This window comes from Bradyrhizobium sp. CCGB12 (assembly GCF_024199845.1).
In the GTDB taxonomy this organism is placed as follows: Bacteria; Pseudomonadota; Alphaproteobacteria; order Rhizobiales; family Xanthobacteraceae; genus Bradyrhizobium.
On the sequence record NZ_JANADO010000001.1, the window covers coordinates 4,317,128 to 4,344,024 of the forward strand.

Annotated in this window: 22 protein-coding genes; 9 read left to right on the forward strand and 13 right to left on the reverse strand. The window is 63.5% G+C overall.

What is annotated here, in order from left to right:
• Positions 1–54: 54 nt before the first annotated feature.
• On the reverse strand, positions 55–741 hold the full coding sequence (locus NLM27_RS20245) for a DUF2848 domain-containing protein (RefSeq protein ID WP_254144984.1): 687 nt from the start codon (positions 739–741) through the stop codon (positions 55–57).
• Positions 734–2,083, reverse strand: a complete 1,350-nt coding sequence (locus NLM27_RS20250) for an amidase (protein ID WP_254144985.1) — start codon at positions 2,081–2,083, stop codon at positions 734–736. Before NLM27_RS20250 ends, NLM27_RS20245 begins: the two co-directional genes overlap by 8 nt.
• 178 nt (positions 2,084–2,261) lie before the next feature.
• Between NLM27_RS20250 and NLM27_RS20255 the strand changes: the two genes are divergently transcribed.
• From NLM27_RS20255 to NLM27_RS20270, 4 genes are all read left to right on the forward strand, one after another.
• A complete protein-coding gene (locus tag NLM27_RS20255; protein WP_254144986.1) occupies positions 2,262–2,675 on the forward strand; it encodes a Zn-ribbon domain-containing OB-fold protein in 414 nt (137 codons plus the stop codon).
• A gap of 3 nt (positions 2,676–2,678) precedes the next feature.
• Entirely contained in the window at positions 2,679–3,818 is a 1,140-nt protein-coding gene (locus NLM27_RS20260) for a thiolase (RefSeq protein ID WP_254144987.1), read from the forward strand.
• A 5-nt stretch (positions 3,819–3,823) separates the two neighbouring features.
• Entirely contained in the window at positions 3,824–4,738 is a 915-nt protein-coding gene (locus NLM27_RS20265; RefSeq protein ID WP_254144988.1) for an SDR family oxidoreductase, read from the forward strand.
• A gap of 128 nt (positions 4,739–4,866) precedes the next feature.
• On the forward strand, positions 4,867–5,994 hold the full coding sequence (locus tag NLM27_RS20270) for an SMP-30/gluconolactonase/LRE family protein (RefSeq protein WP_254144989.1): 1,128 nt from the start codon (positions 4,867–4,869) through the stop codon (positions 5,992–5,994).
• Positions 5,995–6,114: 120 nt separating this feature from the next.
• Here the strand turns inward: NLM27_RS20270 and ppc are convergent, their stop codons facing one another.
• The 3 genes from ppc to NLM27_RS20285 form a co-directional block, all read right to left on the reverse strand.
• Entirely contained in the window at positions 6,115–8,913 is a 2,799-nt protein-coding gene (gene ppc / locus NLM27_RS20275; protein ID WP_254144990.1) for a phosphoenolpyruvate carboxylase, read from the reverse strand.
• 466 nt (positions 8,914–9,379) lie between these two features.
• Entirely contained in the window at positions 9,380–10,657 is a 1,278-nt protein-coding gene (locus tag NLM27_RS20280) for a serine hydrolase (RefSeq protein WP_254144991.1), read from the reverse strand.
• A gap of 255 nt (positions 10,658–10,912) precedes the next feature.
• Positions 10,913–14,515, reverse strand: a complete 3,603-nt coding sequence (locus tag NLM27_RS20285; RefSeq protein ID WP_254144992.1) for a LuxR C-terminal-related transcriptional regulator — start codon at positions 14,513–14,515, stop codon at positions 10,913–10,915.
• Positions 14,516–14,679: 164 nt separating this feature from the next.
• On the opposite strand from NLM27_RS20285, the gene NLM27_RS20290 reads away from it, so the two are divergent.
• Positions 14,680–14,994: a nuclear transport factor 2 family protein gene (locus tag NLM27_RS20290; protein ID WP_254144993.1), complete on the forward strand. Its 315-nt coding sequence runs from the start codon at positions 14,680–14,682 to the stop codon at positions 14,992–14,994.
• Positions 14,995–15,146: 152 nt separating this feature from the next.
• Here the strand turns inward: NLM27_RS20290 and NLM27_RS20295 are convergent, their stop codons facing one another.
• The 3 genes from NLM27_RS20295 to NLM27_RS20305 all read right to left on the reverse strand — a co-directional run bounded on the left by NLM27_RS20295 (position 15,147) and on the right by NLM27_RS20305 (position 18,187).
• Positions 15,147–15,551 (reverse strand): YccF domain-containing protein, encoded by a 405-nt coding sequence (locus NLM27_RS20295; RefSeq protein ID WP_254144994.1) that lies wholly within the window; start codon positions 15,549–15,551, stop codon positions 15,147–15,149.
• A gap of 144 nt (positions 15,552–15,695) precedes the next feature.
• Entirely contained in the window at positions 15,696–17,240 is a 1,545-nt protein-coding gene (locus tag NLM27_RS20300; protein WP_254144995.1) for an acyl-CoA synthetase, read from the reverse strand.
• 137 nt (positions 17,241–17,377) lie between these two features.
• Positions 17,378–18,187: a crotonase/enoyl-CoA hydratase family protein gene (locus tag NLM27_RS20305; RefSeq protein ID WP_254144996.1), complete on the reverse strand. Its 810-nt coding sequence runs from the start codon at positions 18,185–18,187 to the stop codon at positions 17,378–17,380.
• Between the two features lie 105 nt (positions 18,188–18,292).
• On the opposite strand from NLM27_RS20305, the gene NLM27_RS20310 reads away from it, so the two are divergent.
• Complete coding sequence (locus NLM27_RS20310) at positions 18,293–19,165, forward strand: SDR family oxidoreductase (protein WP_254144997.1); 873 nt, start codon at positions 18,293–18,295, stop codon at positions 19,163–19,165.
• A gap of 363 nt (positions 19,166–19,528) precedes the next feature.
• Positions 19,529–21,109, forward strand: a complete 1,581-nt coding sequence (locus NLM27_RS20315) for a fatty acid--CoA ligase (protein ID WP_254144998.1) — start codon at positions 19,529–19,531, stop codon at positions 21,107–21,109.
• Between the two features lie 189 nt (positions 21,110–21,298).
• On the opposite strand, the gene NLM27_RS20320 is transcribed toward NLM27_RS20315, so the two are convergent.
• The gene (locus tag NLM27_RS20320; protein ID WP_254144999.1) at positions 21,299–22,573 is read right to left on the reverse strand and encodes an acyl-CoA dehydrogenase family protein; all 1,275 of its coding nucleotides are present in this window, start codon (positions 22,571–22,573) and stop codon (positions 21,299–21,301) included.
• Positions 22,574–22,785: 212 nt separating this feature from the next.
• On the opposite strand from NLM27_RS20320, the gene NLM27_RS20325 reads away from it, so the two are divergent.
• Positions 22,786–23,565, forward strand: coding sequence for an enoyl-CoA hydratase-related protein (locus NLM27_RS20325; protein ID WP_254145000.1), 780 nt, complete (start codon positions 22,786–22,788; stop codon positions 23,563–23,565).
• Between the two features lie 116 nt (positions 23,566–23,681).
• Here the strand turns inward: NLM27_RS20325 and NLM27_RS20330 are convergent, their stop codons facing one another.
• Genes NLM27_RS20330 through NLM27_RS20345 form a run of 4 tightly spaced genes read right to left on the reverse strand, consistent with a single transcriptional unit; the run spans position 23,682 to position 26,027 of the window.
• Complete coding sequence (locus tag NLM27_RS20330; RefSeq protein WP_254145001.1) at positions 23,682–24,059, reverse strand: DUF6285 domain-containing protein; 378 nt, start codon at positions 24,057–24,059, stop codon at positions 23,682–23,684.
• 3 nt (positions 24,060–24,062) lie between these two features.
• The gene (locus tag NLM27_RS20335) at positions 24,063–25,049 is read right to left on the reverse strand and encodes a phosphotransferase family protein (RefSeq protein WP_254145002.1); all 987 of its coding nucleotides are present in this window, start codon (positions 25,047–25,049) and stop codon (positions 24,063–24,065) included.
• Positions 25,046–25,834, reverse strand: coding sequence for an enoyl-CoA hydratase/isomerase (locus NLM27_RS20340; protein ID WP_254145003.1), 789 nt, complete (start codon positions 25,832–25,834; stop codon positions 25,046–25,048). Before NLM27_RS20340 ends, NLM27_RS20335 begins: the two co-directional genes overlap by 4 nt.
• 10 nt (positions 25,835–25,844) lie before the next feature.
• Positions 25,845–26,027 (reverse strand): hypothetical protein, encoded by a 183-nt coding sequence (locus tag NLM27_RS20345; protein ID WP_254145004.1) that lies wholly within the window; start codon positions 26,025–26,027, stop codon positions 25,845–25,847.
• On the opposite strand from NLM27_RS20345, the gene NLM27_RS20350 reads away from it, so the two are divergent.
• Positions 26,026–26,805, forward strand: coding sequence for an SDR family NAD(P)-dependent oxidoreductase (locus tag NLM27_RS20350; protein WP_254145005.1), 780 nt, complete (start codon positions 26,026–26,028; stop codon positions 26,803–26,805). The genes NLM27_RS20345 and NLM27_RS20350 overlap by 2 nt on opposite strands.
• Positions 26,806–26,897 lie beyond the last annotated feature (92 nt).

Sequence of the window (26,897 nt, forward strand, 5' to 3'; positions counted from 1 at the left end):
ACCAGTCTGGATTGCTTCGTCGCAAGGGCTCCTCGCAATGACGGCGGAGACTTCTCAGCCCCTCACCGGCAGCGTCACCACGTCATAGCCATGCTTGATCGTCCGCTTCAGCACGGGATCCTCGAGCTCGAACTCGAACCGGTCCGCCGGGCGGATGCCGCCCTTGGCCGCAAAAGTGCCGCCGAACATGGCACAGCCGTCGGGTAGCTTCCCATCCGGAAAGCCGCGCGCGATCAGGTCGGCGACCGGTAGCATCGCATCCAGCGTGCCCTCCTGGTAGAGCACGCGCTCGCCTTTGATCCAGGCGTAGGAGCGCAGAATCATCTTGTCCCAGTGGCCGATGACGTCCTCGAGCTCCCACAGCGTTGAGGCGACCGGCTTGTCGCACATCTGCTTGGACACCGTGACGCTGTAGGCTTCGACCTTGCGGTCGGTGTGATCGGAGCCGCAGCCGACGAAGATGCGGCCCTGCCAGCCGATCAGCACGAACTCGACCTCGCCCGAGGAATCGCCGCCAGTGCATTCGATGCGGTCTTCCTGGGTCAGCCGCCGCGCCGAGGCGCGGTAATAGATCGGCGTCGAGGCCGGCGGGGCGATGCCCATCTCTTGCAGCTCGGCGATGTGCTTGTCGCGCGCGACGGGGTCGCGGCCGGTCCAGCCGGCGATGACCATCTGGTCGATCGCCAGCGTCAGCGGCGTTGTGGTGTCCTGGGCGTCGACGGTGAAAGTCAGGTCAAACACGGATCACGGCCTCCATGCCGGCAGCAAGTTCGAAAATGCGACGGTCCGAACCACCGCTACCTGCAAGCATCAGGCCGACTGGAACGTCGCCCTCGCGATGCGCGGGCAGCGAGATGGCGCAGCCGTCGATCATGTTGATCAGGGTGCAATTGCGCAGCGCGCGCAGGTTCTGCGTGGTAAACGCCTTGTCGTCGGCGAGATCAGAGATCTTCGGCGGCGTGTTGGCGGTGGTCGGAAGCACCAGCGCGTCGTATGGCGCGATGCGTGCATTGACGCGAGCGATCAGCGAGCGGCGCTCGTTGAGGAGATCGATGTAGTCGGCCGCGCTCTGCGCCTCGCCGCGCATGATGCGCACGAAGACTCGGGGATCGTAGACGTCGCCCTTGGCCGTGATCAGATAGCGGTGCCAGGCGTAGCTTTCGGAGGCCGCAAAGCCGCCCTTGGCATTCATCGGTCCGATGTCGTGGAATTCAGCCATCTCGATGCGCTCGATAATGGCGCCGTGATCGGCGAGCGCCCTCAACGCTCGCTCGAAGGTCTCAGAGATGGCTGCGTCGAGGTCGTCGAGCGCGATCGTGGTCGGCACCGCCAGCCGCATGCCCTGGATCGGCCGCGGCTTCAGCGGGGCGATCGGCTCGTTGGCGAGCACGGCGTCGAGTATGGCACAGCAACTGACCGATCGCGCCAGCGGCCCGATGCTGTCGAGCGAGAAGGACAGTGGCACGGAGCCGTCGAGCGGCACGCGCCGCTGCGTCGGCTTGTAGCCGACGATGCCGTTGAAGGCCGCCGGTATCCGGCAGGAGCCGCCGGTATCGGTGCCGAGCGCGCCATGCGCCATGCCGTCGAGAACGGACACCGCCGCGCCCGAGGACGAGCCGCCGGGCACGTGGCCCTCGGCCCGGTTCCAGGCGCCCTTTGGCGTGCCGTAGTGCGGATTGATGCCGATGCCGGAATAGGCGAACTCGGTCATGTTGGTCCGCCCGATCACAACGAAGCCGGCGTGGCGCAACCGCGCAACGGCCGCCGCATCGTGCTCCGCCGGATCGGAATCGTCGAGCGCACGAGAGCCGGCGCGCGTCGTCTGCCCCTTGATATCGAAGAGGTCCTTGATCGAGATCGGGATGCCGGCATAGCGCGATGGCGCCGCCTTTACCTTGCGCAGGCCGTCCATCGCATCCGCGGCCGCGAGCGCAGCGTCCTTGTCGACATGGATGAAGGCGCGCTGGCCCTCACCGGCCGGGTCGGCGATCCGGGCGATGCACGCCTCGACCAGCTTGCGGGAGGTCGTGCGGCCGCTTTCGAGGTCTTCGGCAAGCTTCGCCAGCGTCGGAAAATCGGGCATGTCTGTCTCACGGAATATTGGCGCGCGCAATCTATAGCGCTGCCTCAGTTCGACACAAGCATTGTGCGCATGATGGCATGCATGCGCATTGCTGGACCGTTGACGCGCCATGGTCGATTGTCGCATCAAGATCGAAACAGGCGGGCGCGAAGCCTGTCTCTTGGGAGGAGCCGCCGACATGGCCGAACCGCAGCGCGCGCGACCGAAGCCGACGCCGGAGACACAGCATTTCTGGGACGGCACGAAAGCGGGCGAATTGCGCCTGCAACGCTGCGACGCCTGCGCGCATGTCTACTTCCCGCCACGCCCCTTCTGCCCCTCCTGCGCCTCGCGCAAGGTTTCGGTGTTCAAGGCCAGCGGCAAGGGTTTTCTCTACAGCTACGTGATCAACCACCGGCCCGCCGCACCGGGCTTCACGCCGCCTTACGCGATCGCGGTGGTCGAGCTCGCCGAAGGGCCGCGGATGATGAGCAACATCATCGACTGCCCGCAGACGCCGGAGGCGCTCGAGCTCGACATGAAGCTCGAGGTCGCCTTCCAGGAGCTCGACGACAAGATCGCCCTCCCCGTGTTCCGTCCGGCGAAGGGGTAGACCATGCGCAAGAACCAGGTTGCCGTCGTCGGAGCGGCCGAGACCACCGAGCTCGGGGTCATCCCCACCATGTCGCAGCTCCAGCTTCACGCGGATGCGGCGCTGAACGCCATCGCGGATGCCGGGCTGACGCTCTCCGACATTGACGGCTTCGCCACGGCGGTCGAAACGCCGCAGCAGATCTGCCATTATCTCGGCATCAAGCCGACCTGGGTCGACGGCACCTCGGTCGGCGGCTGCTCCTTCATGCTGCATGTCCGCCATGCGGCCGCGGCGATCGAGGCCGGCCTGTGCAAGACGGTGCTGATCACGCATGCGGAGAGCGGCAAGTCGATGATCGGCAAATTGCCGCGCTCGACGCCGGCGGACAGCCTCAATGGCCAGTTCGAGGCACCCTACGGCGTCTATGGACCGCCCAGCATGTTCCCGATCCCTGTGCTTCGCTTCATGAAGACCTACGGTATCACCCACGAGCAGCTTGCTTCGGTGGCGGTGGTGCAGCGGGAATGGGCGGCGAAGAATCCGCGCGCGATGATGAAGGACCCGATCACGGTCACTGATGTCCTCAACTCGCGCATGATCGCCTATCCGTTCCGCCTCCTGCAGTGCTGCCTCGTCACCGACGGCGGCGGCGCGCTGATCCTGACCTCGGCCGACCGCGCCCGGGATTTTCCCAGAACGCCCGTCTACATCATGGGCACCGGCGAAAGCGTGGAAACGCCAATGGTCAGCCAGATGGAGACCTTCAATTCTTCGCGCGCGTTCAAGACCGCGGGACCCCTCGCCTTCAAGGAAGCCGGCATCGCACACAAGGACGTCGATCATCTCATGATCTATGATGCGTTCGCGCATCTGCCGCTGTTCGGCCTCGGCGACCTCGGCTTCATGCCTTATGAGGAGACGGGCAGGTTCATCGCCGACGGCAACACGCGGCCTGGGGCTAAGCTGCCGCTCAACACCAATGGCGGCGGTTTGAGCTACATGCACTCCGGCATGTACGGGATGTACGCGCTCCAGGAAAGCGTGCGCCAGATGCGCGGGATTGCGCCGGCGCAGGTCCCCAATGCGAAGGTTTCGGTGTGCCACGGCGTCGGCGGCATGTTCGCCGCAAGTGGCACGATCGTGTTTACGAACGAGAGGTAACCCACATGAGCAAATCGCTGCAAGACAAGGTCATCATCGTCACCGGCGCAGGCCGCGGCATCGGGCGGGAGATCGCGCTGCTCTGCGCCGGCGAGGGCGCCAAGGTCGTCGTCAACGATCCCGGAGGCGCCGCGGACGGTGCCGGCTCGAATGCTGCGCCCGCCGAGGAGGTGGTCGAGGAGATCAAGAAGCGCGGCGGCACCGCCGTCGCCAATTTCGAGTCGGTGGCGGAAGCGATCCCCGCGAGCAAGATCGTGAAGGCCGCGACCGATCATTTCGGCCGGCTCGACGGCGTCGTCAACAACGCCGGCATCCTGCGCGACATGATCTTCCACAAGATGAGCGTCGAAGCCTTTGAGGCCGTCATCAAGGTTCATTTGATGGGCTCGTTCTACGTCTCCCACGCTGCCGCGCGGATCTTTCGCGAACAGGAGTCCGGCTCCTTCGTACACTTCACCTCGACCTCGGGCCTGATCGGCAATTTCGGCCAAGCCAACTATGCCGCCGCCAAGCTCGGCATCGTCGGACTCTCCAAATCCATTGCGCTCGACATGGGCCGCTTCAACGTCCGCTCCAACTGCGTCTCGCCGTTCGCCTGGACCCGCATGATCGGCACCATCCCGACCGAGACCGAGGCCGAGAAGGCGCGCGTCGAGAAGATCAAGCAGATGGGACCGGAGAAGATCGCCCCGCTCTGCGGCTATCTGCTGGGCGATTCCGCCAAGGACGTCACCGGCCAGATCTTCGGCGTGCGCATGAACGAGATCTTCCTGTTCAGCCAGAACCGTCCGATCCGCTCGGTGCAGCGGAACGAAGGCTGGACGCCGCAGTCGATCGCGGAACACGGCATGCCGGCGCTCAAGGGCTCGTTCTACAAGCTCGACCGCTCGGCCGACATCTTCACCTGGGATCCCGTGTAGGGATCCTGTCTAGTCGCGCTTCCGGCATCCCTGCCCTGCGATCTCTGGTTGCCTCGGCCAGAGATCGCCCCGCTTTACGCCCGAATGCGGTCGGATGGTGCCCTCCCAACAAACTTTGGGAGGAAACCATGACAAGAATACTGACCAACACGAGCGACACGAGCGACACGACTGCAAGCGAGCGTGGTGGCCTCGGCCGCCGCGATGTTCTCAAAGGCGCGGCGACACTCGCCGCCTCCACCATCCTGGCGTCACAGGCCGATGCCCGCGACTTCGGCGCCAATGCCGAACCGCAGCGCTATCCCGACCCCGACATCGTCGCCATCGATCCCAAGCGCTTCAAGGCCAAGGTCGGCAACACCGCGATCAAGCGGCTCTACACCGGCTGCCTGTGGGCGGAGGGACCGGCGTGGAACGCGCAGGGACAATATCTCGTCTGGAGCGACATCCCCGCCAACCGGCAGCTTCGCTATCTCGACGATGACGGCCACATCTCCGAGCAGTTCCACAAGCCGTCGAACGAAGCCAACGGCAACTCGTTCGACACCGAAGGACGCCAGCTCAGCGCGGAGCGCACGCGCCTCGTCCGCTACGAGCACGACGGCTCGGTCACGTCGCTGGCCGAGCAGGCCAATGGCAAGCCGCTCAACGGCCCGAACGACATGGTCGTGCACCCCAATGACAAGGCGATCTGGTTCACCGATCCCGGCTATGGCGCGATCAGCATCTACGAGGGCAAGCTTGCCAATACCGGTTCGCTCCAGCCCCATCAGAAGGAAGCCGTCTATCGCCTGGACACCCAGACCGGGCAACTCGCGAAGGTCGCCGACGACCCGTTCAAGCCGAACGGCCTCGCCTTCAGCCACGACTACAAGAAGCTCTATGTCTGCGACACCGGCATCACGCATTATCCTGAAGCCAAAAACGTGGTGTGGTCCTACGACATCGACGGCCCAAAACTGTCGAACCCGAAGAAGCTGATCGACATGACACTCGACGGCAAGTCGGGCTTCCCCGACGGCCTGCGCGTCGACACCGAGGGCAACATCTGGGTCGGTGCGGGCTGGGTCGGGCCCGGCTATGACGGCGTGCAGGTATTCGCACCGAACGATGGCGCGCGCATCGGCCAGATCCTGCTGCCCGAGACCTGCGCCAATGTCTGCTTCGGCGGCAAGAAGCGCAACCGCCTGTTCATGACCGCGAGCCAGTCGCTCTATGCGGTCTATGTGGAGACGCAGGGGGCGCATTTCTGCTGAGCACGCACGCTCTCTCCTCGTCATGCCCGGGCTTGACCCGGGCATCCACGTCTGTCTGCAATTGCTGAAGCGCGTGGATGGCCGGGTCAAGCCCGGCCATGACGACCGAGGGAGTAGCTCTCACCCCGTATTCCTCAACCCCGCCGAAATGCCGTTGATGGTCAGCTGAATCCCGCGCAGCACCTGCTCGTCCGGGTTCTGCGCGCGGTGCTCCTTGAGCAGCTCGACCTGCACGTGGTTGAGCGGGTCGAGATAGGGGAAACGGTGGCGCACGGAGCGCTCCAGCAGCGGATTGCTCTGAAGCAATCGGTCCTGGCCCATGATGTCGAGCAGCGTCTCGATGCACGAATGCCATTCGCGGCGGATGCGGCCGAAGATTTTTTCGCGCAGGGCCTCATCCGGCACGAGCTCGGCATAGCGCGAGGCGATCGCGATCGAGCTCTTGGCGAGCACCATGTCCATGTTCGACAACAGCATGCGAAAGAACGGCCATTCCCTGTAGAGCTCTTTCAGGAACGGCATGCCCTGTTGCGGATGCTCCGCGATCCATTGCTCGACTGCGCTGCCAAAGCCGTACCAGCCCGGCAGCATCAGGCGGCACTGCGCCCAGGAGAACACCCAGGGAATCGCACGCAGATCCTCGATGGCGCGGGTCTTCTTGCGCGAGGCCGGCCGGCTGCCGATGTTGAGCGTTGCGATCTCGTTGATGACGGTCGAGGACCAGAAATAATCGACGAAACCGTCGGTCTCGTAGACGAGGCCGCGATAGGCCTTGAAGGCGAGGTTCGACAATTCGTCCATCGCGCTCAGATATTCGCGGCGCGGCGCGCTCTGGCGCGGATGCAGGAGACTCGCTTCAAGCGTCGCCGCGGCGAGAATTTCCAGATTGTTACGGCCGACCTCGGCGTTGGAATATTTCGACGAGATGATTTCGCCCTGCTCGGTGATGCGGATTTGGCCGTTCACGGCGCCGCCGGGCTGGGCGATGATGGCATCATAGCTCGGTCCGCCGCCGCGGCCGACCGAGCCGCCGCGGCCGTGGAACAGGCGCAGGCGCACGCCGTGGCGCTCGAACACGTCGACGAGGCCGATCTCGGCCTTGTAGAGCTCCCAGCCCGATGTGACGAAGCCGCCATCCTTGTTGCTGTCGGAATAGCCGAGCATGACCTCCTGGACGCTGCCGCGGCTGTCGACGAGGCGGCGGTAATCGTGCAGCGACAACATGCGGTCCATGATGCCGCTCGAGGCCTGCAAATCCTCGATGGTCTCGAACAGCGGCACGACATTGATGGCGCTGCGTCCGGAGGGATGGACGAGGCCGACCTCCTTCAAGAGCACGGCGACCTCGAGCATGTCGGACATGCCCTTGCACATCGAGATGATGCACTGAGGAATGGCGTCCGAGCCGAATTTCGCATGCGCTTCTGCTGCGGCATGGAACACGTTGAGCTCGCCCATGGTCTCGTCGCTGTATTTGACGAATGGCGAGACCAGCGAGCGCGTGGAGCGCAACTCGTTGGTGAGCAGCGAAATGCGGGCATCCTCGCCGAGCGCGAGATAGGACATGCCGGGGTTCGCGGCATCCATCAGCTCGGCGATGGTGCGCTCGTGCACGGCCGAATTCTGCCGGATGTCGAGCCGCGCCAGGTGGAAGCCGAAGCAGTCCACCGCGCGCCGCAAGAGCCGCAGCCGGCCGCGGGCGATGACGCGGGCATTGTTGAAGATCAGCGACCGGTGCAGCACGTCGAGATCGGCTTGCAGCTCCCTGACGCTCTCGTAGGGCTTGCCCTTGCCGACCGGCCGCCGGGTGATCTCGACGTCGAGCATTTCGGCCGTCGCGGTGAGCCGCGCATAGATGCCGGAGACCGCGAGGCGATAGGGCTCGCCGCTCCGATGCGGCGAGGTGTCCGGCGAGCGCTCCGCCAGCGTGCGCAGCTCCTCGGAGACGTCGGCAAGATGGGCCGCGATCGACAGCTCGGAGCCGAGCACGTGCAGCTCGTTCAGATAGAACTGCATGACGCGGCTCGACTGCAGCCGCAGCGTGCCGCGCATGACGTCGGCGGTGACGAAGGGATTGCCGTCGCGATCGCCGCCGATCCAGCTGCCCATGCGCAGGAACGAGGCGAGCTCGCCTGCCGCCGCCTCGCCGCCCTCCTCCAGCCGGTCTTCCAGCGCGTTGACCAGGCGCGGCACCTCGCGCAGGAAGGTGTAGTCGTAGAAGGCCAGGCCGTTGGAGACCTCGTCGAGCACGGTGAGCTTGGTCCGGCGCAGGAGGTTGGTCTGCCACAGCGTCAGCACCTCCCGGCGAAGCTGCTCGTCGCTTGCGGCGGCCTCCTCCGCGGTCAGCGCGACGCGCTCGCGGCGGTCGAGCAGGGCTGCGACCTCCATCTCGCGGTCCATGGTGCTCTTGCGGCGGACCTCGGTCGGGTGTGCGGTCAGCACCGGGCTGACCATCGCGGACTTGAAGAAGGCGCGAAGTGCGTCGGCGCCGATGCCCGCCGCCTTGGCGTGGGCGAGCGTTTCCGCCAGCACGCCTGAGCCGCCGCTCTGGGCCGCGCCGCGGGCGCGCATCTGGCGGATGTTGTTCTGGTCCTCGGCAATGTTGGCGAGGTGAGAGAAATAGCTGAAGGCGCGGACGATCCGTACCGTCTCGGAGGTCGACATGCTGTCGAGGATCTGCTCGAGCTCGCGGCGGGCCAGCCGGTCCTCGTCGCGGTGGAACCGGATCGAGGTCTGGCGGATGCGCTCGACCAGGTCGAACACATCGGCGCCCTCCTGGTCGCGCACAGTATCGCCCAGGATGCGCCCGAGCAGGCGGATGTCATCGCGCAGCCGCGCCTCCGCTTCCATCGCCTGGACGTCCTCAGGACGGTTGGGGCGAAGCTCATTGGCGTCGGATGGTATGGTCTGGAGGGACATGGCTGGCTCCGCTTCTAGAGCACCTTGGCTCCCCGGTCCGGAGGAGTGTGCGATATTTTTCTACCGCAGTGCAAGATGAACTTGGTGGCGGCGCGGCAACATCGCTGACCGTCGCCGAATGGGCCTCGCGGCGGCGCGCGCACGTTCTCGGTCTCGCGGCGCGAGCGCCCGAAGCTTTGCTGTCCGTTTCACCCTCGTCGAAGGGCGCAGGGGAAGGCCGGGCGCCGGCTGGCACCCAGGGTCCGCACGCGAAAAACGCACGCGGGGTGACCACAGGTGACGCCGGGAGATCCCGGCCTTCCCTGTGCAACGGTTTACGGCTTATGGCGCGCTCTCCCCGGGGAGCGATGCACTATTGCCCCCGTAGCCTTGCGGATGATTGGTGCGCGCACCCGGTTGGGCCGCTTCACCACCGCAAGCCTTGACGCACAGCCACAAGCCGAAACGGCGTCTTGCCATCCGCTGCCTACTGAACCTGCGCTCGCAGCGCATTCCAAAGAGCAAACACCTCAGCGGTTGCGGGTTGCCCACCGCTGAGCGCGGTTTGCACAAGGACAAGCTTTAGGTCCGGGTCGACAAAGACAAACTGTCCGCGAATGCCCTGCAGCGCGAAACGCCTAGTGTCTGCGGAATACCAGACTTGATAACCGTACTTCGCCAGCGGTGAGCCTGTGGGAAGCGCGTCAGCAGCCGATGCCTTAAGCCAATCTGCAGGGACGACGGTCTTCCCATTCCAAATGCCGTGATTGGCCAGCATCAGACCAAGGCGCGCCCAGTCGCGCAGAACCGCATTGACATAGGCAAACGTTATTTCCTGTCCGGTCGCATCGATGTTCCACGTTGCATCGGCTTCCGCTCCCAGTGGATGCCAAAGCTTTTCGGAAGCGTAGTCAGATACGGTTCGCTTGGTGGCGGCCGCGAGCACGAGGCCCAGCACGAGCGATTCAGCTGACGAATAAGAGAAACGCACGCCGGGGGGAGAGAGACGGGTGTCGAACTGCTTCACCGCAGCGAGGCTGCCGGGGGAGCCTGGCTCAATCGTCAGACGTGCCAGCTTGCTAATATCGCTGGATCTATTGTCGTAGTCTTCCGAGAATGCAACACCGGAGGCCATCAGCAGCAGCGCCTTGATCGGCGTGCGCCCGTATTCGGTGTCCTTCAAACCAGAGACGTAGGTTCCCGCCAAGTCATCCACGGACGCGATGGCGTTCTCTTTCAGGGCGATGCCGATCAGGAGGCCAACCACCGTCTTCGCCAACGAGAAGGACGTCAGACGATCCGTATCAGTGCGACCGTACTGATAGCGCTCGACCAGAATCGTATTGTCTTTCGCAATCAATAGGCCCGTGACCGGTTGGCGGTTGAGGTAGTCGTCAAGCGTCAGCTTGAGCCCGGCGAAGCCATAGTGAATGACGGGTTCGTTCGCTGCGCGAGCCAGCGGGATTGACTGTTTCGGAGCAGTGATGGTGCGTGCAGGAAACAGCGTGTCATACCGGCTCAGCGCACCTACCCGGCAGCCCTTTTGATCAACATAGTCGATGCCCTTGCAACTCGGATATCCCTCCTTCTGGCCGAATTCGTCTGCAGCCGGTCCATCCGCACGAAAGCGGGGACTGGCGGCTTGTGGTGCCGGCGCTGCTTGGGCGAAGGCGCGATGCGAATTCAGCGTGAGCGCATCTGGAAGGAGGGGGAATGCCATCGCACTGGCGACGCAAAGTAGCCGCTTGAAGCCTCGTCCAGTCATTGAGAAAGCACCCAAAGCAAATGAAGCTGCCGAAGATCATAATTGACCCTCATGCGTTGACCAATGTCGGCTTCGGGTCTTGGTTGTGTGGAAACGAACGCCCCGCAAGCTGAACGACTTCCGCTCCACACCGCCGGAGGTCGACATCGATGGTTCCGCGCCTAGGCCGGCACGATGACCTTTCCGATCGGCCAGAGCGCAATGCCCGCGAGCTTCAGATTGCTCTGGCACTCCCGTCAACGACAGTGCAACGCTTCAAATCAGCAGATCATGAGACGCAGGTACAATGGCATGATGCGCACCGTTATTGCCGTCGTTGGCCGCGTGTTCCTCCAGTCCATTGGGGAGTGCTTTGACGATCATCTCGAGGTTCGCTTCCTGACCGCGCGGAACGTGCGCATCGAGTGGATTGTGGAGCTCTTTAGGCTCAACTGCCGCGACGAGAGTGGCAGGAGTTGCCTCGCGATCGAAGCGAAACACCAGTTCTCGATCCACTCCGCCAGTCTCGGGCGCAGCCTTAGCCGGCTGTGGGGCTTCTAATGCGATTGCAGCAGATGGCGCAACGTGCTCCGAATTTCCGCGTCCGGCGTGATCGCCGCTTGCGACGCTCGGTTTGACAATCTCGGCTGCTGACGCGTTTGCAGAGGTCGAGGGTAGATCGTGCCCCGAATTGCCGTGCTCCACGACGGCTGGTTCTGCCGTTTTTGAGACCGCCGACGCGCTCGCAGCGTCCGAAGCCGGAGCGCGATGCTCGGCGCCTTTGCCGACACCATTTCCGGAGATGAAGTCAGCCTCAGCCACATCCGTGGTCGCCGTCTTTGCCGACCCTGGCTCCGAAGCGTGATGCGAATTACCGCGGTCCGCGCTAGCGGCCGTTGCGGCGATCTCGGCTGCTTCCGGCGCTTTTGCAGAGGTCGAGTGCCCCGAGTTGCCGTGTTCGACACCGCCTGGTTCTGCCGTCTTCTTTGGCCCTGGCGGATCGTCCGAAGCCTCGCGATGATGCTCCTTGTCATGGCCGACGCCGTTGCCCGGATTGGACTTCGCTTCGGCCATCTCTGTGGCCGCCTTTGCGGACCCTGGCTCCGAAGCGTGCTGCGAGTTACCGCGCTCGGCGCTAGCGGCCGTTGCGGCGATCTCGGCTGCTTCCGGCGCTTTTGCAGAGGTCGAGTGCCCCGAGTTGCCGTGTTCGACACCGCCTGGTTCTGCCGTCTTCTTTGGCCCTGGCGGATCGTCCGAAGCCTCGCGATCATGCTCCTTGTCATGGCCGACGCCGTTGCCCGGACTGGACTTCGCTTCGGCCATCTCTGTGGCCGCCTTTGCAGACCCTTGCTCCGAAGCGTGCTGCGAGTTACCGCGTTCCGCGCTATCGGCCGTTGCGGCGATCCCGGCTGCTTCCGGCGCTTTTGCAGAGGTCGAGTGCCCCGAGTTGCCGTGTTCGACGCCGCCTGGTTCTGCCGTCTTCTTTGAGCCTGGCGACCCGTCCGAAGCCTGCGAATGATGCTCCTTGTCATGGCCGACGCCGATGCCCGGGCTGGACTTCGCTTCGGCCATCTCTGTGGCCGCCTTTGCAGACCCTTGCTCCGAAGCGTGCTGCGAGTTACCGCGCTCCGCGCTATCGGCCGTTGCGGCGCTCGGTTCGACGGTTTCGTTCTGCCCGGTCGACAAAACGTCGGTGTCCGCATTGATCGGCTCACTCTTCAATGCGGGATTTTCAACTGCCGGAACCGTCGCGCTCTGAGCAAGCGCGATTGATGATACGTGAGCCGACACGCCAGACGCACCAGCGCTCTCTTCCGTCGCATCCGTCGAATCAGTCGTGAAGGTTCTGAACTGCGTCGACGCCCCGAAGCCGGTCCGAGTCTGCCCGAAGTGGAAGCTCAAGCCGGCGTCGGCCAGAACGCTCCAAACTCCAGCCGTCCCAAGTGTGCTCTCGCTCGACCCGACGATGCCATGGACATTACCCGTACTCAGAACAGTCTCATCGGTCGCTTTCGCCGATGTCAGCGCTCCTTCGAGCTGCTCCAAGGTGGCCGCGACAGCCGCGCCATCCGGCTGGGAGACGACATCCGCCTCCGCAATGGCGACGATCCCCTGCAGATGGAATTCCAGCAGGCCGCGATCCCCGATATCGAGGGTGCGATCGGTCGGATTCACATAGACGATCGTTTCATTGCTTGCGGCGTCGTAGGCCCAGGCGACGGTACGTGGCGGTATAGACTTGGTTGCTGCTGTCATATGCAGCCAAGCAAGCGCTCCGAAAGCCGCAAGATTTATCCTGCTCGACCCAGATGCGAAATCGAAGACGGAGTCGGGGGAGGTCAAATTGGAATCGATATTGGAGCGATAAACAACGTGTTCACCAACGTTGCCGCCCATAGCTTGATCGCGGCCATCTCCGCCAATACTGGTCTCGTGACGAAAATCCACCAAGTCAGGCGGTTTTTGGAGATTGTCGTCTGCGGCGACATGACTCATTTGGCGCTGAGCGCCGTCTCCAGTGACACTTTGGTTTTCCGTGGTCACAGACGCCGACGGCAGGCGGAAATCGTGCGCAAGGAAACCCGGGGCTGAGTTGTCTGCATGATTTGCATCGGCATTGGTGATCGCGGCCAGTGTTGTGGTCGCATTCTCTCCGGTGACGACCACGAAGCTGTCGATTGACGCTTGATCCGGGTCATGCGACTGCGCAGCGAGATGGGGGTCTTGCAGAGCGTAGATCAACGCACCGGCGAGAGTGGCGAACGTGCCATACCCTCCCTGAATCAACATCGGCTTGGAAGCAAGCGGCGGGAATTGATGTTCCGGGGCCGGGTCAGCCCCAATCCGTGTGTCGCTGGTTCCTCGCAGCAAAGGCGTGGGAAGATTGAGCGTGCTCGATCCAGCAGGACCGTAGTCTTTCCACGATATCGCGCCCAAGGATTGCTCAGCCGCGCGCAACGCTTCGGTTGCCGCCGCCGGGCTCGTAACATGGCTCAGCTTGGCAAAGAAGTCTCTCTGGGTAAGCGGGGGCGTCTCGGCGGATTCCCAGACGATGAGGTGCCGGAGGATAGCTTTTTTCCAGGGCTCATATTCGCCGTTCTCGCCCGCGTGGACGATGCTGCCGTCATTCGGAAGCATGTCGTTCGCTTCCGCAGCCTTGAGTTCGTCCGCAATGGCGACCGCCAGAAAGGCCAGCGCGAGCGTGCCGAAGCCGGAGGGGCGTTGTAACAACGCGAGGGTCGCGAGCACAGTTCTGTTGGTGATCTCGAGCTTCTGAAAAATATTGTACAGGTGGACTTTGACTGTCCCTGGGGAAACGTTTAGCTGGCGCGCGATCTCCTTGTTCGACATTCCTTCTGACACCAGTCGCACGATTTGACGTTCCCGGTGCGTCAATAGCTCCAGCATCTTTTCGATTTTGGCGCCGCCGTCTGCTTCCTTGCCGACCAGCGAGAGGTCGAACTGCTCCGACGACGCGCTGCGCTTTGTCAACAGCCTTAGCAGTCGCAGCATGGTGTCGGGGGAAGCATACTTCGAGATTTCGCTGCAGGTGCCAGCAGCAACCGCTGCGGTTAGATCGTGGTCGGATTCGGACTCGGTAAAGAACACCAGGCGCGTGGAAAGATTCTCGGCTTTCGCAGTTGCGAGAATCCCGGATATCGTCAGATCTGGCAGGCTGTCGGCAATAAGCGCGATGTCGGGTGTCAAATTCCGAATTGCTTCGAGGCAGCTTGTCCCATCGCTGCATGATGCGACAACGTCGAAATCGTGCTGTGCCCCGAGTACTGATTTCAGCCCCTGTAGAACGATCGGTTGCCGATCTACGATCACAAGCCGAATGCGGTTGAATATCCCCTGCTTAGCAGACACGTCTAACATGGACTCTGCCTCGGCCCGGCCATCTATGTGCTTTGGCATATGGCCGAGGCCGGGTGAGGTATTTAAAGACAATTAATTGAGCGGAGAAAGAGGCTTGGCGGGGAACGCGACCTGGGAACCGCACTTTTGACGGCATGTAGATGAGAAATTTGTCGTTTGACCCGATGGCCGTTGCGATTGACTGGCTTGATGCCTACCGCGCGGGTGATATCGAAGCGATCCTCGAATTGTATGCCGAAGATGCCGTGGTTCACTGCGGCTGCGGCGCCGGCGTCAAGACCATTACCAGTCGCGAGGCACTCCGTGCCTATTGGGTCGATCGCCTCCGAGACTATCCGGCCGGCAAGTTGAACGATCTCAATTGCTCGCAGGACGGGACTCTTATCTCATACAACACGCGTACTGGTGTCGTGAGTGTGCTTCTTGCGTTTGACGCCGCCGGGAGGATCAAGGAACTCAACTGCAGTCCCTCACACTAGACCCGGGGCGTGATCCAAGCCCGCAGCGGATCACGTGCTTGACTTGCGGTGCAAGGGTTCCAGTCCGCAGTGCGTCATCAGCCGCCGAAGCCCCTCGAGCTGGGCGACTTCCGCTCCGCCACCGGAGACCGTCATTGATGGGTCCACGCGCCTCAAGCCGGCACGATGACCTTTCCGATCGGCCAGAGCGCAATGCCCGCGAGCTTCAGATGGGCCCAGGCGAAGGGAATGCCGATGATGGTGACTGCGAGGACCAGGGCGGTGAGGAGGTGGCCGAGCGCCAGCCACCAGCCGGCGAGCACGAACCAGATGATGTTGCCGATCACCCCGAGCGGACCGGTGCCGATATCGCTCATCCCGGTGACCTCGTAGCGGCTGACCGCCCGCGAGCCGAACGGCAGCAGCGTGTAGACGGCGATGTTGAACGCCGCACGCGCCCAGGGCAGGCCGATGATGGTGATGGCCATGATGATCGCAGCGATCAGCCAGCCGAACGCCATCCAGGCGCCGCCGATGAGGATCCAGAGCAGGTTGAGCAGGATGGAAACGGGAGCCATGGGATGATCCGCAAGACGATGACGCCGTCTATATAGGATCGAAATCTGTCCCTGCTAGATAGCTCGAAAATCCATTTCCGATCATGTCGGAGGATGCCCCTTCGTAGCCCGGATGGAGCGCAGCGCAATCCGGGCTACGGACTGTCAGATTTTGCGGCCCGCCTGCTCCCAATAGGGATCGCGCAGGCGGCGCTTGAAGATTTTTCCGGAGTCTTCGCGCGGCAATCCGCTGCGGATCTCGATGTGCTTCGGCACCTTGTAGTCGGCGAGCGAGGCCTTTAGCCGCGCGCGGACATCGGCGGCATTGAGCTGGATGCCGGCCTGCGGCTCGATCACCGCCATCAGCGCCTCGCCGAACTCGGTATCGGGGATGCCGAACACGGCGCAATCATGCACGCCTGACACGGCATGCAGCACCGACTCAATCTCCGCCGGATAGATGTTGACGCCGCCCGAGATCACCATGTCGCGCTTGCGGTCGCAAATGAAGACATAGCCGTCCTCGTCGAAGTAGCCGACATCGCCCGAGGTGATGAAGCCGTCGCGCTCGATCTCGGCGCGCTTTTCCGGCTTGTTGTGATAGGTGAAATCGGCCATCCCGGCCATGCGCGAATAGATCTCGCCGATTTCGCCCACGCCCAGCTCGCTTCCGTCCTCACCGAGAAAGCGCAGCTCGGCGCCGGGCGATATCCTGCCGACCGTGCCGGGCTTCTTCAGCGCGTCCTCGGAGGTCGCGAAGGTGACGGCGCTGGATTCGGTCGAGCCGTAAAATTCGTAGATGACCGGCCCCCACCATTCGATCATGGCGCACTTGACGTCGGCCGGACAGGGTGCGGCGGCGTGAATGACGTGGCGCAGCGAGGAGACGTCGTACGACTTGCGCACCGCTTCCGGCAGCTTCATCAGGCGGATGAACATGGTCGGCACCATAAAGATGGTGTCGATCTTGTAGCGCTCGATCAGCTCGAGGAATTCCTCAGCCTCGAAGCGCGGCATCAGCACCAGTGCACCGCCGAGTTTTCCGGCGCGGATGCCGAATGAGTTCGGCGCGGAGTGATAGAGCGGACCCGGCAGCAGCGCGCGGGCACCTGGCTTCAGCCCGTAGATCATCGCGCGCATGCGCTCGCCGGCCGCCTGTTGATCCGGCGTCGGCGCATTGCGGCGGACGCCCTTGGGATGGCCTGTCGTCCCCGAGGTATAGATCATGTTCATGGGCTGCGGCACGACGGGGCCGTCATAGGGTTGGTGCTGCGCGAGCCAGGATTCGAAATCGATCGCAAAGTCCGGTGTCGCGAGCTGATCGGGATCGATCTTGTAGTTGGAGCGGATCTCCGGGGGCGGCGGCACGCTGAGCACGGTGACGCCTTTGGGAATTGCATCGCGCAAGGCATGCAGCATGTCGGCATGTCCGATCAGAACGGACGTGCCGGTATCGTTCAGGATGTAGTTGATCTCCTCCGGCTTGAAGTGCCAGTTGATCGGCACGCCATAGGCACCGAGCCGCATCGCGGCGTAGGCAGCCTCCAGGAACGCGATGTCGTTGCGCATCAGCATGCAGACACAATCGCCTGGCTTGACGCCGAGCTTGGCGAGGCCAGAGGCGATGCGGTCGGCACGGTCAGCGATCTCAGTGTGGGTACGGCGACGCTCGCCGGAGACGATGCCGAGGAAGTGGGACGTTTCGCTCATTGTTGTTTTTCTTTGTTGTTCAGTGACGATGCCAATTGGTCGTCCATCACCGGGCTTGTCCCGGTGATCCACGTTCTTGTTTATCGCTCTGGCAAGAACGTGGATGGCCGGGACAAGCCCGGTCATGACGGAGATTGTTAGTCCACATACTTCGCGGCGCGCTTCTCCAGGTTCGAACGCACCGCCTCAGTCTGGTTCGCACTGCCGATCAGCTTCTGCTGTTCGACGGATTCGGCGAGCAGCGCCGGGCCCGGGTCGACCGAGAGATTGTTGAGGAGGCGCTTTGCCGCACGGATCGCATCGGGGCTCTTGCCGGCGATCTCGCGTGCGACTTCCAGGGCGCTCGCGCGCGGGTCGTCGCAGATGCGCGTGGCGAGGCCGTAAGTCATCGCCTCCTGCGCGGAGAAGATGCGGCCGGTGTAGGTGAGATCGCGCAAGATATCATCGCGCACCAGCGAGGCCAGGATCGGCGTACCCGCCATATCAGGCACGAGGCCCCATTTGATCTCCATCACCGACATGCGCGCGTCGGCCGAGAGGAAGCGCATGTCGGCGCCGAGCGAGAGCTGGAAACCGCCGCCGAAGGCAACGCCGTGCACGGCGGCAATCACGGGAACCGGGAGCTGACGCCAGCCCCACACCGCGGCTTGCGGAAAGTTCGCCTGGCCGTGGGTGCGTTTGGCGAGATCGCGATTTTCGCCACCCGGAATTCCGTTACCGCCCTTTTCCTTCATGGCCGCAAAACGCCCCATGTCGAGACCGGCGCAGAAGGCGCGGCCCTCGCCGGACAAGACCACGGCGCGCACGCTCTTGTCCTTCGAAAGCCGGTCGGTCGCCGCGACAAGCGCCTCGAACATGGCCTGATCCAGCGCATTCATCTTGTCCGCGCGCATCAGACGCACGTCGGCGACGCCTTCCGAGATCGAGATCGAGACGCGCTCTTCCATGGATCAATTCTCCCCTGTTCTTGTTCGGTGCCGCTTTACAGGAAGCTGACGGCCAGATTTAGTCAATCGACCAATTAACTGACAATCCGTACGGGAGAAACAGCCATGTTCAAGGAAAATCTTCTGGCCGGACGGCGCATTCTCGTGACCGGCGGCGGCACTGGGCTCGGCAAGTCGATGGCGGCGCGCTTCCTCCAGCTCGGCGCCGAGGTGCACATCTGCGGCCGGCGCAAGATCGTGTGCGACGAGACCGCAACCGAGCTGATGGACCAGTACGGCGGCCGCGTCACCAGCCACGGTGTCGACATCCGCAACACGCTCGCGGTCGAGGAGATGATCGAGAGCATCTTTCGCGATGGTCCTCTCACCGACCTCATCAACAACGCCGCCGGCAATTTCATCTCGCGCAGCGAGGAGCTCTCGCCGCGCGGATTCGATGCCGTCGCCAACATCGTCATGCACGGCACGTTCTACGTAACCCACGCGGTCGGCAAGCGCTGGATCGCCTTGAAGCAACCGGGCAACGTCGTGTCGATCACCGTGACCTGGGTGCGCAACGGCTCGCCCTATGTGGTGCCGTCGGCGATGAGCAAGTCGGCGATCCACGCCATGACGATGTCGCTCGCGACCGAATGGGGCCGCTACGGCATCCGCCTCAACACGATCGCGCCGGGCGAAATCCCGACCGAGGGCATGAGCAAGCGCATCAAGCCCGGCGACGAGGCCGGCGCGCGCACCAAGGCGATGAACCCGATGGGCCGCGTCGGCACCATGGAGGAGTTGCAGAACCTCGCGACGTTCCTGATCTCCGGCGGCTGCGACTGGATCAATGGCGAAACCATCGCCATGGACGGCGCCCAGGCGCTCGCGATGGGCGGCAATTTCTACCAGCTCCGCGACTGGAGCGACGACGACTGGAAAGCCGCGCGCGAGAGCATCATGGCGCAGAACGAGAAGGATCGGGCGAAGCGGGGGTAAGTCTCTCCGTAGTCGTCCTGGCGAAAGCCAGGACCCATTGCCACCGAATCCAGTTTTGACGAAGATTCGCCAAAATCAGTCTTTCGCCAAATTGCGTTTGATGGTTATGGGTCCTGGATCGGCGCTCCGCTTCGCTGCGCTTGTCCAGGACGACGAGATTCTCAATCGTCGTCCCGGCGAAGGCCGGGACCCATAACCACGAAACTCGATTTGGAAGACCGGTCATGACCGGTCTTCGCAAAATTGCGTCTTGTGGCTATGGGTCCTGGCCTTCGCCAGGACGACGGCGGGGCCCCTATCTTGTCTTCACCCGCGATTGACTTCACACTCCCTGGCATAAAAACAAGACGCGACGGGAGAGACATGTCCACCACACAGCCACTGACTGATCTCGCCGACATGGTGCGCGAGCGCGCGAAAAGCCGCGGCAATGCCATTGCCTACGAGTTCGAGGGCCGCCTCACCAGCTTTGCCGAATTCGACGTACAGACCAACAAGGTCGCTAATGCTCTGATCGCCATGGGCGTGAAGAAGGGCGACCGCATCGCCTATCTCGGCAAGAACAGTGACCTCTATTTCGAGCTCCTGATGGGGGCCATGAAAGCCGGTGTGGTGATGGCGCCGGTGAACTGGCGGCTGGCGGGGCCCGAGGTCGCCTTCATCGTCGAAGATTGCAGGGCCCCGGTGCTGTTCGTGGGACCGGAATTCATCACCCAGGTTCGCCAGATCGGGGATCAGTTGCCGGGCGTGCGCACCGTCGTCACCACCGAGGGCGGCGCACCCGAATGGCAGGATTTTGTAGCCTGGCGTGACGCGCAGAGGGGCGACGATCCGAAGCTGCCGATCGCTACAAGCGACATCGCGCTCCAGCTTTATACATCGGGCACGACAGGCAAGCCGAAGGGCGCAATGCTGTCGCATGCGAATTTCCTGAACCTCGTGCAAACAGGCAATGCCGAGGACAAGCCGGAGTGGAACCGGTGGTCGACCGACGACGTGTCGCTGGTCGCCATGCCGGTCTTCCACATCGGCGGTTCGGGCTGGGGCGTGATGGGGCTCTACCACGGCGCCCGCGGCGTCATCGCGCGCGAGTTCGATCCGACCAAGGTGCTCGACTTCTTCGAGCAGTCGGGCATCACAAAACTGTTCATGGTGCCGGCGGCGATGCAATTCGTGGTGCGGCAGCCGCGCGCGAAGACGGTGGATTTCTCGCGGCTCAAATACATGCTGTACGGCGCCTCGCCTATTCCGGCGGCGCTGCTGAAGGAGTGCATCGAAATCTTCAAATGCGGCTTCGTGCAGATGTATGGCATGACCGAGACCACAGGCACGATCGTCGCGCTGCCTCCGGAAGACCATGTCGAGGGGCTGGAGCGGATGCGTTCGGCCGGCAAGGCGCTGCCGGGCGTCGAGATCGCGATCCTGGACGTCGACGGCAAGCCGCTGCCGCCGCGTGAAGTCGGCGAGATCGCGACGCGGTCGGGCTCCAACATGGCGGGCTACTGGAATCTGCCGGAGGCGACTGCCGCGACGCTGCGCGGCGACGGCTGGCTGCGCACCGGCGATGCCGGCTACATGGACGAGGACGGCTATCTCTACATCCACGACCGCATCAAGGACATGATCATCTCCGGCGGCGAGAACATCTACCCCGCCGAGGTCGAGAGCGCGCTGTGCGATCACCCCGACGTCGCGGAGGCCGCCGTGATCGGCGTGCCCGACGACAAATGGGGCGAAGCGGTGAAGGCCGTCGTGGTCATGAAGCCGGGCAAGCAGGCGAGCGCCACCGACATCATCAACTTCACCCGCGAGCGCATCGCTGGGTTCAAGACGCCGAAGAGCGTGGAGTTTTTGCCGGCGCTGCCGAGGAATCCGTCAGGGAAGATATTGCGGCGGCAGCTGCGCGAGCCGTATTGGGCGGGGAAAGATCGCAGGGTGAATTGATCGTCGTTATGAGAAGCTGGGCAAAGATCAATGCAGCATCGCGGCGGCGACATTTCTGGATTGCTTCGCTTCGCTCGCAATGACGGTGTGGAGGCAGATGTGCGCCTCTCTCCTCCGTCATTGCGAGGAGCCCTTGCGACGAAGCAATCCAGACTGTCTCCGAGAAACAATTCTGGATTGCAATGACAATCAACGCTTCCCCGGCCCCATATAGCCGAACAGGAACCCCGCCACCTTGCGCATCTGGATCTCCTCGCTGCCTTCCGTGATGCGATACCTCCGGTGGTGGCGGTAGATGTGCTCGAATGGCTTGTGGCGTGAGTAGCCCATGCCGCCATGGACCTGCATGGCGCGGTCGGCGGATTCGCAGCAGAGGCGGTTTGCCCAGTAGTTGCACATGGAGACGCGGTCGGAGAGCGTGCGCTCGACCTGCTCCTCGGTGAGCTGGTCCATCTCCCAGGCAGTCTTGCGGATCAGAAGGCGCAGCATCTCCGCTTGCGTCGCGAGTTCGACCAGCGGGAACTGGATCGCCTGGTTCTCGGCCAGCGCCTTGCCGAACGGCTTTCGCTCGCGCGCGTACTTGACGCTCTCGTTGATGCAGTAGACGGCGGCACCGAGCGAGCTTGCGGCCTGGCGGATGCGGTTCTGGTGGACAAAACACTGCGCCAGCGACAGGCCGCGGCCAACCTCGCCGAACTGCGCATCCTCAGGCACGAACACGTCGGTGAAGCTGACACGCGGATGATCGGTCGGCATGTTGAAAGTCCACATGTACTCCTCGACCTTGACGCCGTGGCTCTTGGCCGGCACCAGGAAGCAGGTGATGCCGCGGGCATCGCCGTCGTTGCCGCTGGTGCGCGCGAACAGCGCGCAGTGGGTGGCGACGTGCATGCCCGTGGTCCACATCTTCTCACCGTTGATGACCCAGCCCTTGACGTTGTCGCGGGTCGCCGGCACCGCGCGCGTCTCCATGTGGGTGGCGTCGGAGCCGTGATGCGGCTCGGTCAGACCAAAGGTGATGCGGTACTTGCCCTTGATCGAGCCGTCGATCATCGCCTTCTGGTCGTCGCGGCCGTAGCGGTCGAGCATGGTGACAACGGGAAAATTGCCGACGATGGAGTGTTCGTTCTGAAGGTCGTTATGCAGCCCGAGACCCTTGGCGGCAAAATGCTCGCGGATCACCGCCATCCAGAGATTGGAGCCGTCCTTGCCGCCGTACTGCTTCGGCACCGGAAAGCGGAGGTGACCAGCGGCATCGGCGAGATCCTTCGCCTTGCGCAGCAAGGCCTCCCATTCGTGCCGCGGCAGGCCGCCATTCTCGAAATCGGTGCGCGCCCATTCGCGGCGATGATCGAAGAAGCGGATGTTGTCATCGGCCTCCTCCAGCGGCTTGATCTCGCGCGCAATGAAACGATCGAGCTCTGCGAGATAGGCGACGAGATCGGCAGGCAGTGAGAAATCCAAGGGTTCTCTCCCGGAATGATTTTATCGTTTTGCGTTAAGGCGCTAGGCGCAACCTTGCTTCGCATGATTAAGCGGAGAAGAGCGCATCCAAGTCAAGCAAGGCGAGGCGTGTCAGGTACGCAAGGCGCATTGCGCAATTCGATGGTGCTCAGGCGCGGACGCGCGTTAGTATGCCGCGAATATTCCTTCACAAGAAAATGCGGGAGCGTGCGATGGAGCTGAAATTCTCGAAGGTGGAACGCAAGGGGCCGATCACGATCGTCACGCTGTCGCGTCCCGAGGTCTACAACGCGCTGCACACCGACGCGCATTTCGAGCTCAACAAGGTCTTCGACGATTTCTCCGCCGATCCCGAGCAGTGGATCGCGATCGTCACAGGCAGCGGCGACAAGGCGTTCTGCGCCGGCAACGACCTGAAGTGGCAGGCAGCCGGCGGCAAGCGTGGCTGGGACAAGGGCGGCTTTGCCGGCCTCACCGCGCGCTTCGACTGCGACAAGCCGATCATCGCCGCGGTGAACGGTGTGGCGATGGGCGGCGGCTTCGAGATCGCGCTGGCGTGCGACCTGATCATCGCCTCGGAGAACGCGACCTTCGCCCTGCCCGAGCCGCGAGTCGGCCTCGCCGCACTTGCCGGCGGCCTGCATCGGCTGCCGCGGCAGATCGGCCTCAAGCGCGCCATGGGCATGATCCTCACCGCGCGCCATGTCAGCGCCAGGGAAGGCCAGGAGCTCGGCTTCGTCAACGAGGTGGTGGCGCAGGGCGAGGCGCTCAACGCCGCGCTGCGCTGGGCGGAGATGATCACCAAGAACTCGCCGATGTCGATCCGGGCCTCGAAGCAGGCCATCCAGAGAGGGCTTGGCGTCTCGCTGGAACAGGCGATCGAGGAGCAGCGCGACTATCCGGCGGTGAAGGCGATGGCGGCCTCACAGGATTATATCGAGGGCCCGAAGGCGTTCTCGGAGAAGCGGCCGCCGAAATGGGTGGGGAAGTAAGAGGTCTCACCGCCGTCATTGCGAGGAGCCCTTGCGACGAAGCAATCCAGAGCGCCTCCGTGGAAAGACTCTGGATTGCTTCGCTGCGCTCGCAATGACGGAGGATGGCGCGTCGTCTACCCACCCCGCCCCAGCTCGCGCTTGTACGATGCGTAATTCGGCTGATCCACCGCGAGCTTGTCCATCGTGGTCGCCCAGAGATGCTCGGCGAGGCCCGGCGTCGCCAAATCGACCTCGCCTTTCGCGATACGATCAGCGAGAGCCCGGTTGAGCTCCGTCACCGAGCCGTCCGTCCCGAGCAGCGCCCGCAGGCGCTCGACTTCCGCAGCATCGCTCCCCTCCTCCTGCGTCAGCTGCCGCGTGACGAGGTCGAGGATGTTGATGGCGACGCGGAGCTTGAAGGCCTGGTGGCCGGAGATCAGCGGCGTGATGTCGTCGCGGAGGAAGTCGGCGACCGCCTTGGTCAGCTCGATCGGAGTCGGTTCGTCCTGCATGCGTCAGCTCCCGCGCGGCGCCAAGAGCCGCAACAGATCGATCTCGGTTTCGGAGGCGCGGCGGCCGATCATGGCGCGCTCCATGGAATGGTCCGGCCCCTCGCGGAAGCGCTGCATCATGCCGCCGCACATGATGCCCCAGCGCAGGGTCCCCATCACTTCCCAGAATTTGACGCGTGCTGCATCGACCCTGCGGCCTGCGGCCTCATAGCCCGCGAACAGCTCCTCGCGCGAACCAAAGCCGCCGACCGGCTTGTCGATCTCGCCAAAGCGCCATGAATTGACACAGACCCAGCCGAGATCCTCCATGGGATCGCCGAGATGGGCGAGTTCCCAGTCGAGGACGGCACGGACGCCGTCGGCGTCGATGATGAGATTGCCGTTGCGGAAATCGCCATGCACCAGCGTCTCCTCCGCAGACGGACCGGGATCGTGGTCGCGTAGCCAGCGCAGCGCCAGCTCGAAGACGGGCTTTGGCCAGTTCAGGCTGCGATAGTCGCGCTCGAACTCAGAGATCTCCTGGGTCGCGCCCCGGCGGCGAAGCGCGGGTAGCTTGTCCTGCGGCAATTTATGCAGGCCGGCGAGCACGCCACCGATCTGCCGCGCCAGAATCGGTCGCGCTGCGGCGAACTCCTCATCGCGAAGAATCTTGCGGGCGATGGTTTCGCCTTCGATCCGCTGCATGATGAAGCCGGTGCCGAGGTCGTCCTCCACCGTGAGCACATGCATCACGCGCGGGGACGGCACGCCCGCCTCATAGGCGAGCTGCATCAGCTGCGCTTCGGCGGCAAGGCCTGCCGCGCGCGTCGGCGCCGCACCATAGCCCTTTGGCGAACGTCGCAGGATCGCGCCGATCGGCCCATCGGGATGGACGACGTCGAAGCGCCAGGTTTCCTGGCTGGCACCGCCGGACAGCCTTGCCGCGCCGGTGACGCCGGTTGCACCGGGACACCAGCGCTGGACGCTGCGGGAAAGCTCCGCCTCGATCATTTGCCTTTGAACTGCGCGGGCCGCTTCTCCAGGAACGCGCCGACGCCCTCGCGAAAATCCTGGGTGTCGCCGGCGCGGAGCTGGCACTGGAATTCGAGATTGAGTTGATCCTCGAAAGAATTCTCCGGGCTGTCCCAATAGAGCTTGCGGATCAGCGACAGCGCGACCGTCGGACCGCTCGCGAGCTCGCGCGCGAGCTTCATCGCCTCCTCCATCAGCACGCCATCATCATAGACGCGGTTGACGAGGCCCCATTCCAGCGCCTTCTCGGCCGGCAGCCGTTCGCCCATCAAGGACAATTCGATCGAGCGCGCCCGGCCGATGAGGCGCGGCAACAGCCAGGTCGAGCCGCAATCCGGCACGAGACCGATGCGGCGGAAGGCTTGCAGGAAATAGGACGAGCGCGCGCACAGGATCATGTCGCCCAGCAGCGCAAAGCTCATGCCGGCGCCGGCGGCCGGACCGTTGACTGCGGTCACGATCGGGCAATGCAGATTGCGAATGCGGCGCAGGAAGGGATGAAAGCCGGTCTCCAGCGTCAGGCCGGCTTTGGTCTTCTTCGACTGGTTGTTGCGGCCCTGGAGATTCGCACCGGTGCAGAACGCCCGCCCCGCGCCGGTCAGCACGACGCAGCGCACCTCGTCCCTCTTCTCCTCGATCGCATCGAGCGCTTCGGCAAGACCGCCCAGCATGTCCATGGAGACCGCGTTCATCACCTCCTGATGGTCGAGCTTGAGGATCGCGACCGAACCATCGATATCGAGCGTGACGTGTTTGAACTGCATGGTTTCCTCGTCAGTTGCCGGCCTGCGTCAGTTTCGCAGGCCGGAATTTGTTTTTCCGGGGCGCATATTTGATTTTTGACGCGGTCTTGTCCATGGTGATCAGAGCATGGCAAGCAATCTTGCGCGCAGCGGCTGATGCGCGGCATCCCAGAAAGTCTCGCCAAGGACTCGCCAAGAACAGGAAGCGCGCCATGAACCTTTTCGACCTTTCCGGCCGCGTCGCCGTGATCACCGGCGGCAATGGCGGCATCGGGCTCGGTATCGCCCAGGCGCTCGCCGGCCAGGGCTGCAACGTCTCGATCTGGGGCCGCAACCCTGACAAGAACAAGGCTGCTGCCGCGAGCATGACGGGGCTATCAGGCAAGGTCGACACCCGCGTCTGCGACGTCACCGACCCGGCCTCGGTCAATGCCGCGATGAAGGCGACGCTCGACACCTTCGGCCGGGTCGACGGCTGCTTCGCCAACGCAGGCATCGGCGGCGGCGGCCGGCGCGCCTTCATCGAGCGCACCGAGGAGGAATGGCGCACGATGTTCTCGACCAATCTCGACGGCGTGTTCCATGCGTTCCAGGCCGCGGCAAAGCATATGACGGAGCGCGCCAATGGCGGCGATCCCTTCGGCCGGCTGGTCGCGACCTCGAGCCTCGCGTCGATCTTCGGCACGGCGCGCAACGAGCATTATGCCGCGACCAAGGCCGCCATCAACGCACTGGTGCGCGCGCTCGGCGTCGAGCTGGCGCGCCACGGCGTCACCGCGAACGCGATCCTGCCCGGCTGGATCAAGAGCGACATGACATCAGGTCTCATGGCCAACGACAAGTTCGTCGCCAACGTGATGCCGCGCATTCCAGTGCGGCGCTTCGGCGAGGCCAGCGATTTCGGCGGCATCGCGGTGTATCTGATGAGCAAGGCATCATCCTATCACACCGCGGACACCTTCGTGATCGACGGCGGCTATACAGCGTTTTGATTCTTCGAGTAGCCCGGATGGAGCGCAGCGCAATCCGGGACGGCCAAAAGCAAACAGACCCGGATTTCGCTACGCTCCATCCGGGCTACAAA